Genomic DNA, 13320 nt, shown 5'->3' with positions numbered 1-13320 from the left:
CGGGTCAGCGCGCGAAGTAGCCGCGGTAGTACTCGTAGACCCAGCCCACGATCGCGACGACGAACACGGCGATGCCGATGGGCATCATCCACGCGCCGACCGCGAGGCCGATCATTCCGAGTGCCGCCGAGAACGCGAGCACGATCGGCCACCACGACCACGGGCTGAACTCACCGAGCTCGGGGTCGCCGTCGTCGATGTCTGCCGTCAGGGTGTCTTCGGGCAGCTCGCCGCCCTGAGCCTGGTGCACCCTGCCGATGTAGAACGCGATGAGGGCGCCCATGAGAGCCGTGAACAGGAGCGCCACGCTGCCGACCCACTCGATGCCGTTGTACCACGGCAGGTCGGGGTGGGCGATGATGCTCCAGGTCGTGTAGACGACCGCCATGAGCAGGAAGAAGGCTGAGAGCAGCCACCAGAGTCCGGTGTTGGTGCGCACCTACTTCACCTCTTTCGTCTCTGCGTCCACAACCGGGGCATCGGGGGCATCCTTCGCGGGTCCCACGCCGACGGGAATGCCCGCCTCGGGGTGGTTGAGGTCGAACGCGGGGCGCTCGCTGCGGATGCGCGGGATCGACGTGAAGTTGTGACGCGGCGGCGGGCACGAGGTCGCCCACTCGAGCGATGCGCCGTAGCCCCATGGGTCGTTCACGGTCACTCGCGGTGCCTTGCGCGCAGTGATCCACACGTTGAACAGGAAGGGGATCATCGAGGCGCCGAGGAGGATCGCGCCGATCGTCGACACCTGGTTCTGCCAGGTCCAGCCGTCGGCCTCGGAGTAGTCCGCGTAGCGGCGAACCATGCCGTCGACGCCCAGCCAGTGCTGGATGAGGAAGGTCATGTGGAAGCCGATGAACAGCATCCAGAAGTGCACCATGCCCAGGCGCTCGTTGAGCATCTTGCCGGTCCACTTCGGCCACCAGAAGTAGAAGCCCGCGAACATCGCGAACACGACGGTTCCGAAGACGACGTAGTGGAAGTGCGCGACGACGAAGTACGAGTCCGACAGCGCGAAGTCGAGCGGCGGCGACGCGAGGATGACGCCGGTGAGCCCACCGAAGACGAACGAGACGAGGAAGCCGAGCGAGAACACCATCGGCGTCTCGAAGGTCACCGAGCCGCGCCACATCGTGCCGATCCAGTTGAAGATCTTCACGCCCGTGGGCACCGCGATGAGCATCGTCATGAGGGCGAAGAACGGCAGCAGCACCGCGCCGGTGACGTACATGTGGTGGGCCCACACCGCCACCGAGAGCGCGGCGATCGCGATCGTCGCGTAGACGAGGGTCTTGTAGCCGAAGATCGGCTTGCGGCTGAACACCGGCAGGATCTCGGAGATGATGCCGAAGAACGGCAGCGCGATGATGTACACCTCTGGATGCCCGAAGAACCAGAACAGGTGCTGCCACAGCAGCACACCGCCGTTGGCCGGGTCGTAGATGTGGGCGCCGAGCACGCGGTCGGCGGCTGCGGCGAGGATCGCGGCTGCCAGCACCGGGAACGCCATCAGGATCAGGATGCTGGTGACCAGCGTGTTCCACGAGAAGATCGGCATGCGCCACATCGTCATGCCGGGCGCGCGCATCGTGATGATCGTGGTGATGAAGTTCACGGCGCCGAGGATCGTTCCGAAACCGCTCATGCCGAGGCCCAGCATCCACAGGTTTCCGCCGACACCCGGCGAGAACGAGGCGTTGGCGAGCGGCTGATACGCGAACCAGCCGAAGGCGGCCGCACCCTGCGGGGTGAGGAAGCCGGCGACGGCGATCGTCGAGCCGAACAGGAACAGCCAGAACGCGAAGGCGTTGAGTCGCGGGAACGCGACGTCGGGCGCGCCGATCTGCAGCGGCAGGATCGCGTTCGCGAAGCCCGCGAACAGCGGGGTGGCGAACATGAGCAGCATGATCGTGCCGTGCATCGTGAAGAGCTGGTTGTACTGCTCTTTGGTCGGGATGATCTGCATGCCGGGCTCGAAGAGCTCGGCGCGGATGATCAGCGCCATCACGCCGCCGAGCATGAAGAAGATCACCGACGAGATGAGGTACAGGTAGCCGATCGTCTTGTGGTCGGTGGAGGTGATCCACTTGACGATGATGTTGCCCTTCTGCTCGACGCGCGAAGCGCTGAGCAGTGCAGCCTGACGGGGCGGCAGGGTGGTCGGGCGACCCTGCGTCTTCTCCTGAAGCGGAAGCGTCGTCGCCATGATCAGTTGTCTCCCTCTTCCTCATCCGAACCGCCCGTGCCGGGCTCGTTCTGGAGTCGGTCGTACGCGTCGTCGATGTCGCCGGTCTGGTCGGCTGCGCGCAGTGACGCCAGGTAGTCCTCGTACTCGCTCTCGCTGACCACCTCGACGTTGAAGAGCATCATCGAGTGGTACTCGCCGCAGAGCTCGGCGCACTTGCCGGCGTACGTGCCCTCACGGGTGGGCGTGAACGACCAGTAGTTGTCGCGCCCGATGTACATGTCCTTCTTGTACAGGAAGTCGATGATCCAGAACGAGTGGATGACATCGCGCGACTGCAGCTTGATCTTGACGGTCTGATCGACCGGCAGCACCAGCGTCGGCAGCTCGGAGATGACGTCGCCGCGCTCGTTGGTCTGGGCCTGGACGCCCATCGACCACACGGCGTCGGAGTTGTCATCCTCTTCGCCGTTGTACTGGAAGTCCCACGACCACTGCTTGCCGATCGCGGTGATCGAGACGTCGGGATCCTCGGTCTGCGTCTCGAGGATCGTCTGGTCGCGGGCGGTGAAGGCGAAGAAGCCGATCACGAGGATCAGCGGCACGATCGTGTAGAAGATCTCGATCGGCATGTTGTAGCGCAGCTGCACCGGGAGGCCGACCTGGCCACGGCGGCGGCGGTAGGCGATCGCGGCCCAGCCCATGAGGCCCCACGTGATCACGCCGACGACGAGCAGGACGATCCAGGAGTTGACCCACAGGCCCGACACCATCTCGGTGTGGTTCGTGGCGGGCTGGCCGCTCTCGACGAAGCCGGGGAGGAACCCGTTGAGCTCCGTCGGAGTGCAGCCGGCGAGGACTGCAGCCGTTGCGATCCCGACCGGGAGAACGGCCCAGCGGAGGCGTCGTTTGGAGGGCACGGTGCACCTTTCCGGGTCACGAACAGAACTCCCGCCAGTCTAGGGCAAGCATCCAGCCGATTCAGGCCATCCGCCCAGGTTCCACCGTGTCTGCAAGACAGAAAAAGGCGGGCCCGGGCGCTGATCGCAGCGCCGGGCCCGCCCGGAAAATCGGTCGGCTCAGTGGAAGCTGTCGCCGCACGCGCAGCTGCCTGCGGCGTTCGGGTTGTCGATCGTGAAGCCCTGCTCCGAGATCGTGTCCTTGAAGTCGATCGTGGCGCCGTCGAGGTACGGAACGCTCATGTCGTCGACGATGACCTCGACGCCGTCGAAGTCGACCGTCTTGTCGCCCTCGAGGTAGCGCTCGTCGAAGTAGAGCTGGTAGATCAGGCCGCTGCAGCCGCCGGGCTGGACGGCGACGCGGAGCCGCAGGTCGTCGCGACCCTCCTGGCCGAGGAGGCTCTTCACCTTGAGGGCGGCTTCTTCGGTCAGCCCGACGCCGTGCTCACGCGTGGGCTGGTCGGTCGACAGTGCAGTGTCGGTCATGGCACTCCTCCGGATCGGCCGCCTGATCGGTGTACAGCATTCTGCGGCGGGATGCGACGATTCTACGCCCCCTCCCCGGGAGAGGGCTCCGAGCCCCGCGTGTCTACGCGTCGCCGCGCGCGTCGAGCTTCTCGAGCAGCAGCGCCTCCGACAGCACGGCGTTGCGGAACGTCTCGAGATGCAGCGACTCGTTCGGGCTGTGGGCGCGCGCGTGCGGGTCTTCGACGCCGGTCACGAGGATCTGCGCGCTCGGGAACTCCCGCACGAGATCCGCGATGAACGGGATCGAGCCGCCCACGCCGATGTCGACGGATTCGACGCCGTAGCCCTCGTGCAGCGCCTCGCGCGCGGCGGCGACCGCCCAGCCCGATGTGTCGACGAGGAAGGCGTCGCCGAAGTCCTGGTCGGTGAACTCGAGCTGCGCGCCGAACGGGGCGTGCGCGCGCAGGTGCGCCTCGACGGCGGCATACGCCTCGCGGGCGGGCTGGCCGGGTGCGACGCGCGCGCTGATGACGACCGTGACCTCGGGGCTGAGCGTGTTGGACGCGTTCGCGACGCTGGGCGCATCGATGCCGGTCACGGTGATCGAGGGCTTGTTCCAGATGCGGCTGAGGATGGTGCCGCGCCCGATCGGCGAGACGTCGGCGGGAAGCCCGGCTTCGTCGCGCAGCGTCTCCTCGCTGTAGGGCGGAGTCTCGGCATCCCTCTCAGTGAGACCCTCGACAGCGACGGCGCCGTCGGCATCCCACAGCGTCGCCAAGAGCGTCACCGTCGCCATCATCGCGTCGGGCACCGCTCCCCCGAACATTCCGGAGTGCGAGGCGTGGTCGAGCGTGCGCACCTTCAGCGTGAAGCGCGTGTTTCCGCGCAGTGACACCGTCAGCGCGGGGGTCTTCGCGTCCCAGTTGCCCGAATCCGCCACGACGATGACGTCGGCACGCAGCGCATCGGCGTTGTCCGACAGGAATTGCGAGAACGAGCGCGACCCGGCCTCCTCCTCGCCCTCGAGGAAGAGTGCGACGCCGAGGTCGAAGTCGCTGCCGACCGCCTCTTTCAGGGCCCGCAGCGACGCGATGTGCGCCATGATGCCGGCCTTGTCGTCGGCTGCGCCGCGGCCGTAGAGGCGCCCGCCGCGCACCGTCGGCTCGAACGGCGGCGACTCCCACAGCGCCTCGTCGCCGACGGGCTGCACGTCGTGATGGGCGTACAGCAGGATCGTCGGGCGGCCGTTGCGGGCGGCGCGCGTCGCGAGCACGGCGGGCTGGCCGATCTCGTCGGTGCCGGGGATGGCTGCGCGACGGATCTCGACGCTGTCGAAGAGGTCAAGATCACGCACGAGCGCGGCGACGGCTTCCGCACTCTGCTCGACCTTCGCCGCGTCGAAACCGGGGAACGCGACCGACGGGATGCGCACGAGGGCGCCGAGATCGGCGATGGCGGAGGGGATGCCGGCGGCCGCGGCGTCACGGATCGCCGACTGACGGGAGAGCTCAGGAGTCATGCGGGTAATCTTAAGCGCACCCCTTCACGCACTTTGAGGATTCTCCGTGGCCAAGACACCCGCAACACCCACGCCGAGCGACGCGCCGTCGGAGGGGACGACCGTCAACGGCGTCCCTGTCGGCGGTTCCGGCAAGGGCCGCGCGACGCCCACGCGCGCCGAGCAGGAGGCAGCCCGCAAGCGCCCCCTCGTCCCCGACACGAAAGAGGCGAAGGCCCGCGCCCGCGCCGACCTCAACGCGCAGCGCGAGAAGGCTCGCATCGGCATGGCCGCCGGCGACCCCCGCTACCTTCCGGCCCGCGACCAGGGCGCGCAGCGCAAGTACGTGCGCGACTTCGTGGATGCCGGCCTCCACCTCGGCGAGGCCGTCATGCCCGCGATGGTGGTCGTGATCCTCGCGACCTTCATCCCGATCCGCGAGGTGCAGTACTACTCGTTCGTGGCGCTGTGGATCTTCATCTTCTTCGTCATCGGCGACATGGTCATCACCTCGATCCGGGTCAAGCGTGCGGTCGCGAACAAGTTCGGCGCCGACAAGCGCGAGAAGGGTCTCGGCTGGTACGCGGCGATGCGCACCGTGCAGATGCGCTTCCTCCGCCTCCCCAAGCCCCAGGTGAAGATCGGCGAGCGCCCGGTCTGACCGCCGAGCGGTCGCGGGTTCAGCGCCTGGCGAGCCCGCGGTTGATCTGACGCCCCCACAGCGGGCCGCGGTAGAGGAACGCCGTGTAGCCCTGCACCAGCGTGGCACCGGCATCCATCCGCTCCCGCACGTCGTCGGCGGTCTCGACGCCGCCTACCGAGATCACGCAGAAGTCCGCCGGCACCGCCGTGCGCACGAGGCGCAGCACCGCCAGCGCGCGGGCCTTGAGCGGCGCGCCCGAGAGCCCGCCGTCCCCCGCTGCCGCGACGACGGCCGGGTCGGTCTGCAGACCCTCGCGAGAGATCGTGGTGTTGGTGGCGATGAGGCCGGCGAGCCCGAGGTCGACCGCGAGGTGAGCCACGGCGGTCACCTCGTCGTCGGGCAGGTCGGGCGCGATCTTGACGAGGAGGGGCGTCGCCCCGGCGGCGGCGTGGACCGCGGCCAGCAGGGGGCGCAGCGTCTCGACGGCCTGCAGGCCGCGCAGGCCAGGCGTGTTCGGCGACGAGACGTTCACCACGAGGTAGTCGGCGAGCGGTGCCAGCAGCGTCGCGCTGTGCACATAGTCGGCGGTGGCATCGGCGACGTCGACGACGCGGCTCTTGCCGATGTTCACGCCGAGCACGGGTCGCTTCGCGCGGCGGCGCAGCTTCTCGAGCCGCACCGCGGCTTCGGCGGCACCGTGGTTGTTGAACCCCATGCGGTTGACGACCGCGCGGTCGGGAATGAGGCGGAACAGTCGGGGGCGGGGGTTCCCCTCCTGCGGGATCGCGGTGAGGGTCCCCACCTCGACGTGCCCGAAGCCGAGGGCGTGAAGCCCCGCGGCGCCCTTCACGTCCTTGTCGAACCCGGCCGCCACGCCGAACGGCGAGGCGAACGTCAGCCCCAGCGCGGTGGTCGTGAGCTCGGGCGCCGGCGCGGTCACGGCGCGGGCGAGCCACGAGAAGGGCGGAACCCCCAGCACCCGGATCACGAGCATCGCCGCGTGGTGCGCGGTCTCGGGATCCATGCGCGAGAGCACGGTCCGGAACAGGAGGGGATACATCCCGTCCAGGCTATCCGGTCGTCTGGCCCTCGACCGGCACGGGCGCCGTCCGCGGGTGGTCCGCCCGCAGCTGATCGATCGCGCCCTCGAAGTCCTCGAGCGACTCGAACGCCTGGTACACGCTCGCGAAGCGCAGGTAGGCGACCTCGTCGAGCTCGCGCAGGGGTCCCAGGATCGCGAGCCCGATCTCGTTGGCATCGAGCTGCGACGAGCCGGTCTGGCGGATCGACTCCTCGACGGTCTGCGCCAGCACTGCCAGATCGGCCTCGGTGACCGGCCTCCCCTGGCACGCCTTGCGCACGCCCGAGATGACCTTCTCGCGGCTGAACGGCTCGATGACACCCGAGCGCTTGATGACGTTGAGGCTCGCGGTCTCGACCGTGGTGAAGCGGCCGCCGCACTGCGGGCACTGCCGGCGGCGACGGATGCTGAGGCCGTCGTCGCTCGTGCGCGAATCGATCACGCGCGAATCGGGATGGCGGCAGAAGGGGCAGTGCATGGCAGAGACAGACTACGCCGGATCGGAATCCTGTCGCGGAGCGAACCGCGCGACCACGGCCTCGCCGTGCGCGGGCAGCGCCTCGGCCTCGGCCAGCGTCACGATCGCGTCGCGGACGCGCTCGAGAGCCGCTTGGTCGTACTCGATGACCTGCTGCGGGCGCAGGAACGTCGACGCCGAGAGCCCGGCCGCATACCGCGCCTGGCCTCCGGTCGGGAGGACGTGGTTGCTGCCAGCGAGGTAGTCGCCGAGACTCACGGGGGCATCGGGGCCGACGAAGACGGCGCCGGCGTGCACGAAGGCGGCCGGGTCGGGGTCAGTGAGGTGGAGCTCGAGGTGCTCGGGGGCGTACACGTTGCTGAACGCCGTCGCCGCTGCCAGATCGTCGACGAGGACGATCGCCGACTGCGGGCCGGTGAGGGCTGCGGCGACCCGTTCGGCGTGCCGTGTGCGCGCGGCGCGGGGCGCGAGTTCGGCCTCGACCGCCGCGGCGAGGGCCTCGGATGCCGTGACCAGCACAGCAGAGGCCTGCTCGTCGTGCTCGGCCTGGCTGATGAGGTCGACGGCCACGAGCACCGGGTCGGCGGAGTCGTCGGCGACGATGAGGATCTCGGTGGCGCCGGCCTCGGCATCCGTCCCCACGAGACCCGCGACGGCGCGCTTGGCCGCAGCGACGAAGTTGTTGCCCGGCCCCGTGACGACGTCGACCCGGTCGAGCCCGAGAGCGGGCACGCCGTGCGCGAAGGCCCCGATCGCCCCGGCACCGCCGATCGCGTAGACCTCGTCGACGCCGAGCAGGTGCGCCGCGGCGAGGATCACCGGGTGCACGCGTCCGCCGTGGTCGCGCTGTGGCGGCGACGCCAGGGCGATCTCGGAGACGCCCGCGACCTGCGCCGGAACGACATTCATGACGACGCTCGAGGGGTAGACCGCCTTGCCGCCCGGAACGTAGAGCCCCACGCGTCGCACCGGCTGCCAGCGCTGCGACACGCGGGCGCCGGGTGCGAGCTCGGTGACCGCCGGCGGCGGTACCTGCGCGGCCGATGCCTCGCGAACGCGCGCGATGGCGTCTTCGAGCGCGGATCGGACGGCCGGGTCGAGCGTCGCGAGAGCCTCGTCGAGGTGGGATGCCGGCACCCGCAGCGCGTGGCCGGTCACCCCGTCGAAGCGCTCGGCCTGCTCGCGCAGCGACTCCTCACCGCGCGCCGCGACATCGGCCACGATCTCGGCCGCGGTCGCCAGTGCCTCGTCGCGTGCCGCCTGGGCGCGCGGAACGGTCGCGAGGAGTTCCGCGGATGAGAGCGTGCGGCCGCGAAGGTCGATCGTCCGGAGCATCCGTCTACGGTATCGCGCCGCGCGCGGCCGTCAGCCGCGCGTGACGCCCTCGACGTCGTGCAGGTAGCCGACGCGACCGTCCTCGTGACGGACGACGAACGTGTCGCCGCGGTCTTCGATCACGAGCGCCCACGCCGTGGGGCCGACGCGGAAGATCGGGATGCCGACCTCGTCGACCACGTCGCGGTCCTCGGGAGCCAGTGCCCAGAACGCCTGGTGCCGCCCGGGCTCCTCGGCGGAGGCCTCGGCCGTCTCGACGGGCTCGAAGGTGTCGCGGGCGTGCTCGGGCTCCCACGACTGCTCATCGGCGGCGGCGATCGCCTCGGCAGCCGCCGGGGCGGGTGCGACAGCGGCGTAGGCGGCGGTCTCGTCTGCGGACTCGGGCTCAGGTGCCGGGCGCGGCTCGGGCGTCGGGCGCGCCGAGACGGCGCGAACAGGCCGGGCGTTCCGGTGCGCCGGGATCTCGGGACGGCCGCGGAAGTCCTCGTCGAACGGGGCGATGAACGGAGCGAAGACGGTGAGGAAGACACCCGCGACCATCAGGAAGAACGAGACCCAGATCACCCACGTGCGAACCCAGGGTCCGCCGTCGATGACGATCGCGACGGTCTCCCAGATGAGCTGCAGCCACAGGATCGCGGAGACCGAGAAGGCCACGGAGGCGAACTGATCGATGCCGAGCGATCCGACACGGCGGATGCCGTCGGGCGAGAGGCGGCGCAGGGCGATGAGGAACACCGCTGCGGTCGGAACGCCGATCGTGAGGATCCACAGGAGACCCGACGTCCAGACCGACTCGAAGCGGATCGCGGTGATCGAGAAGAACGAGACCACGAAGGCCAGCAGCCACACGCCGCCGAGCGCGACCTCGCGGATCGTGAAGGGACCGACTCCGTACTGCGGCGGCTCCTCGGGGTACGTGGTCGCCGATGCATCGGCCTCGAGGTTCTCATCCAGCTTCTCGTCGGTCACGATCGTCCCTTCCGGCCGCTTTCGCGGCTCGCGTCGTCCTGCATATTACCCACGGCACATGAGACCGTGATGAGATCACCCGAGGCACTGCGGCCCGAGAAGACTCTTCAGCTCGCCGTACAGATCTGCGGTCACCCGCACCGGCAGCGGCACCTCGAAGACCTTCGCCACCGAGCCCTTGTAGAGCCGCAGGGTCACCTCGGTGTCGCCGCGGTGACGGTTCAGCACGGCGGCGAGCTCGTTCACGAGGCTCTCGCTCGCGCGGTGCTCGGGCATCAACAGCACCAGGGGGCCCGACGCGTCGGTCGTCCCGAGGTCGGGGCTGAACGCCGACTGCGCATGCAGGTTGAGCCCGTCGTCACGCCGCGACACCCGGCCGCGCACCACGAGGATCGAGTCGGCGACCAGCATCGAGGCGAACTCGGTGTAGGTCTTCCCCATGAACATCACCGTGACCTCGCCGTCGAAGTCCTCGACGGTGATCATGCCGTAGGGATTGCCGCTCTGCTTGGCGACGCGATGCTGCACGCTCGTGACGAGCCCGGCGACGGTCACCTGATCGCCGTCGTCGACGGTCTCGGAGGCGAGGAGGTCGTGGATGCTGGTCGACGCGTGCTTGGCGAGCGGCACCTCGAGCCCGGCGAGCGGGTGGTCCGAGACGTAGAGGCCCAGCATCTCGCGCTCGAACGCGAGCTTGTCCTTCTTCGTCCACTCGGGGCGATCGGGAACCTTCGCCGGCATGACCTCTTCGGCCTCGTCGTAGAGGCTGTCGAAGTCGAAGCCGATCGCCCCGGTCGCGGCCTTGCGCTTGGTCTCGACGGCCGCCTCGGCGGCATCCTCGTGGATCTCCATCAGCGCGCGGCGTGTCGACCCGAGCGAGTCGAACGCACCCGCCTTGATGAGCGACTCGACGGTGCGCTTGTTCGCGACGTGCATCGGCACCTTGGCGAGGAAGTCGTGGAAGTTCGCGAACCCTTCGTCGGTGCGCGAGGCGACGATGCCGTCGACGACGTTGGTGCCGACGTTGCGCACCGCCCCGAGACCGAAGCGGATGTCTTCGCCGACGGCGGCGAAGTAGCGGATCGACTGACCGACGTCGGGCGGCAGCACCTTGATGCCCATCCGGCGGCACTCGTTGAGGTAGACCGCCATCTTGTCCTTCGAGTCGCCGACGCTCGTGAGCAGCGCCGCCATGTACTCGGCGGGATAGTGGGCCTTGAGGTAGGCGGTCCAGTACGAGACGAGGCCGTAGGCGGCCGAGTGCGCCTTGTTGAACGCGTAGTCCGAGAACGGCAGCAGGATCTCCCACAGCTTCTGCACCGCGTCGTCGGAGTAGCCGTTGGCGTGCATGCCGGCCTGGAAGCCCTCGAACTGCTTGTCGAGCTCGGACTTCTTCTTCTTGCCCATCGCGCGGCGGAGGATGTCGGCCTGGCCGAGGCTGAAGCCGGCGACCTTCTGCGCGATCGCCATCACCTGCTCCTGGTAGATGATCAGGCCGTAGCTCGTGTCGAGGATCTCGCGGAGCGAGTCCTTGAACTCCTCGTGGATCGGCGTGATGTCCTGCTGGCCGTTCTTGCGCAGCGCGTAGTTGATGTGCGAGTTCGCGCCCATGGGCCCAGGACGATACAACGCGATCACGGCCGAGATGTCTTCGAAGTTGTCGGGCTTGAGCAGACGCAGCAGCGATCGCATCGGCCCGCCGTCGAGCTGGAACACTCCGAGCGTGTCGCCGCGCGCCAGCAGCTCGTAGGCGCCGACGTCGTCGAGCTCGAGGTCTTCGAGGACGAGGGCGTGACCGCGGTTGGCCTCGATGTTGTCGAGCGCGTCGTTGATGATCGTGAGGTTGCGCAGCCCCAGGAAGTCCATCTTGATGAGGCCCAGCGCCTCGCACGACGGGTAGTCGAACTGCGTGACGATCTGGCCGTCCTGCTCGCGCTTCATGATCGGGATGATGTCGATCAGCGGCTCGGACGACATGATGACCCCGGCGGCGTGCACGCCCCACTGGCGCTTGAGGTTCTCGAGGCCGACGGCGGTGTCGAAGACGGTCTTGGCCTCGGCATCCGTCTCGATGAGAGCGCGGAACTCGCTCGCCTCTTTGAAGCGGGGGTGCTCCTTGTCGAACATGCCCTCCAACGGCATGTCCTTGCCCATGACCGCCGGGGGCATGGCCTTCGTGAGCTTCTCACCCATGCTGAAGGGGAAGCCGAGCACGCGGCCGGCATCCTTGAGCGCCTGCTTGGCCTTGATCGTGCCGTATGTGACGATCTGCGCGACGCGCTCGTCGCCGTACTTCTCGGTGACGTACTGGATCACCTCGCCGCGGCGACGGTCGTCGAAGTCGACGTCGAAGTCGGGCATCGAGACGCGGTCGGGGTTGAGGAACCGCTCGAAGATGAGTCCGTGCTGCAGCGGATCGAGATCGGTGATCTGCATCGCGAAGGCGGCCATGGAACCTGCGCCCGAGCCGCGGCCGGGGCCGACGCGGATGCCGTTGCGCTTGGCCCAGTTGATGAAGTCGGCGACGACGAGGAAGTACCCGGGGAACCCCATCTGCACGATGACGCCGGTCTCGTACTCGGCCTGCTTGCGGACCGCGTCGGGGATGCCGGCCGGGTAGCGCACGTTGAGGCCGTTCTCGACCTCTTTGACGAACCAGGATTCTTCGGTCTCGCCCGGCGGCACCGGGAAGCGCGGCATGTAGTTCGCGCTCGTGTTGAACTCGACCTCGCACCGCTCGGCGATCAGCAGCGTGTTGTCGCACGCCTCGGGGTGGTCGCGGAGGATCTGCCGCATCTCGGCGGGGGTCTTGACGTAGTACCCGTCGCCGTCGAACTTGAACCGCTTCGGGTCGTCGAGCGTCGAGCCCGACTGCACGCACAGGAGGGCCGCGTGGCTCGACGAGTCGTGCTGGTGCGTGTAGTGCAGGTCGTTCGTGGCGACCAGCGGGATCTCGAGGTCTTTCGCGATCTTCAGCAGATCGGTCATCACGCGGCGCTCGATCGAGAGCCCGTGATCCATGATCTCGGCGAAGTAGTTCTCTTTGCCGAAGAGGTCTTGGAACTCCGCGGCAGCGGCGCGCGCCGCGTCGTACTGCCCGAGCCGCAGACGGGTCTGCACCTCGCCCGACGGGCAGCCCGTCGTCGCGATGAGGCCCTTGCCGTACTTCTGCAGCAGGTCGCGGTCCATGCGGGGCTTGAAGTAGTAGCCCTCCATGCTCGCGAGAGACGACAGCCGGAACAGGTTGTGCATGCCCTCGGTGCTCTGGCTGAGCAGAGTCATGTGCGTGTAGGCGCCCGAGCCCGAGACGTCGTCGTCGTTCTGCTCGGGGGTCCCCCAGCGCACGCGCGCCTTGTCGCTGCGGTGCGTACCCGGGGTGACGTACGCCTCGATGCCGATGATCGGCTTGATACCGGCATCCTTCGCGGCCTTGTAGAACTCGAAGGCCGCGAACGTGTTGCCGTGATCGGTGACGGCGATCGCCGGCATCCCGAGCCGCACCGCCTCCTGCACCATCGGGCCGATGCGGGCCGCCCCGTCGAGCATCGAGTACTCGCTGTGCACGTGCAGGTGAACGAAGGAGTCGGATGCCACCTGTCGAGTCTAAGGAGGACCGCCGACCTCCTGGCCGGCCACGCCCCGTGGCCGCGGGATTGACTCGCGAGGTGACCTCACCCTCACGTTGAGGTCGAGACTCGGGACCT

General features: G+C 68.5%; 11 protein-coding genes. 1 reads left to right on the top strand and 10 read right to left on the bottom strand.

Features of this window, described 5'->3' with window-relative positions; translation table 11 throughout:
* Positions 1-4: 4 nt before the first annotated feature.
* The 5 genes from FFS15_RS13745 to FFS15_RS13725 all read right to left on the bottom strand — a co-directional run bounded on the left by FFS15_RS13745 (position 5) and on the right by FFS15_RS13725 (position 5128).
* Positions 5-439, bottom strand: coding sequence for a cytochrome c oxidase subunit 4 (locus FFS15_RS13745; protein WP_137845611.1), 435 nt, complete (start codon positions 437-439; stop codon positions 5-7).
* A complete protein-coding gene (gene ctaD / locus FFS15_RS13740) occupies positions 440-2203 on the bottom strand; it encodes a cytochrome c oxidase subunit I (protein ID WP_137845610.1) in 1764 nt (587 codons plus the stop codon).
* 2 nt (positions 2204-2205) lie between these two features.
* Entirely contained in the window at positions 2206-3102 is an 897-nt protein-coding gene (coxB, locus tag FFS15_RS13735) for a cytochrome c oxidase subunit II (RefSeq protein WP_137845609.1), read from the bottom strand.
* 159 nt (positions 3103-3261) lie between these two features.
* Positions 3262-3627, bottom strand: a complete 366-nt coding sequence (locus FFS15_RS13730) for an iron-sulfur cluster assembly accessory protein (protein WP_137845608.1) — start codon at positions 3625-3627, stop codon at positions 3262-3264.
* 103 nt (positions 3628-3730) lie between these two features.
* On the bottom strand, positions 3731-5128 hold the full coding sequence (locus FFS15_RS13725) for a dipeptidase (protein WP_137845607.1): 1398 nt from the start codon (positions 5126-5128) through the stop codon (positions 3731-3733).
* 46 nt (positions 5129-5174) lie between these two features.
* Between FFS15_RS13725 and FFS15_RS13720 the strand changes: the two genes are divergently transcribed.
* Positions 5175-5768 carry a DUF3043 domain-containing protein gene (locus FFS15_RS13720; RefSeq protein WP_137845606.1) on the top strand — a complete coding sequence of 198 codons (594 nt, stop codon included), beginning with the start codon at positions 5175-5177 and terminating at the stop codon, positions 5766-5768.
* A 19-nt stretch (positions 5769-5787) separates the two neighbouring features.
* Here the strand turns inward: FFS15_RS13720 and FFS15_RS13715 are convergent, their stop codons facing one another.
* The 5 genes from FFS15_RS13715 to dnaE all read right to left on the bottom strand — a co-directional run bounded on the left by FFS15_RS13715 (position 5788) and on the right by dnaE (position 13210).
* Positions 5788-6810, bottom strand: coding sequence for a quinone-dependent dihydroorotate dehydrogenase (locus tag FFS15_RS13715; protein ID WP_137845605.1), 1023 nt, complete (start codon positions 6808-6810; stop codon positions 5788-5790).
* Between the two features lie 10 nt (positions 6811-6820).
* The gene (nrdR, locus tag FFS15_RS13710) at positions 6821-7309 is read right to left on the bottom strand and encodes a transcriptional regulator NrdR (RefSeq protein ID WP_137845604.1); all 489 of its coding nucleotides are present in this window, start codon (positions 7307-7309) and stop codon (positions 6821-6823) included.
* Positions 7310-7321: 12 nt separating this feature from the next.
* Complete coding sequence (hisD, locus tag FFS15_RS13705) at positions 7322-8644, bottom strand: histidinol dehydrogenase (RefSeq protein ID WP_137845603.1); 1323 nt, start codon at positions 8642-8644, stop codon at positions 7322-7324.
* Positions 8645-8674: 30 nt separating this feature from the next.
* On the bottom strand, positions 8675-9616 hold the full coding sequence (locus FFS15_RS13700; protein WP_249354069.1) for a hypothetical protein: 942 nt from the start codon (positions 9614-9616) through the stop codon (positions 8675-8677).
* Positions 9617-9691: 75 nt separating this feature from the next.
* Entirely contained in the window at positions 9692-13210 is a 3519-nt protein-coding gene (gene dnaE / locus FFS15_RS13695; protein ID WP_137845601.1) for a DNA polymerase III subunit alpha, read from the bottom strand.
* Positions 13211-13320 lie beyond the last annotated feature (110 nt).

The organism is Microbacterium sp. 2FI (assembly GCF_005502885.1).
In the GTDB taxonomy this organism is placed as follows: domain Bacteria; phylum Actinomycetota; class Actinomycetes; order Actinomycetales; family Microbacteriaceae; genus Microbacterium.
The sequence above is the reverse complement of the archived record's forward strand: the minus strand, read 5'-3'. Positions and strand labels throughout refer to the sequence as shown.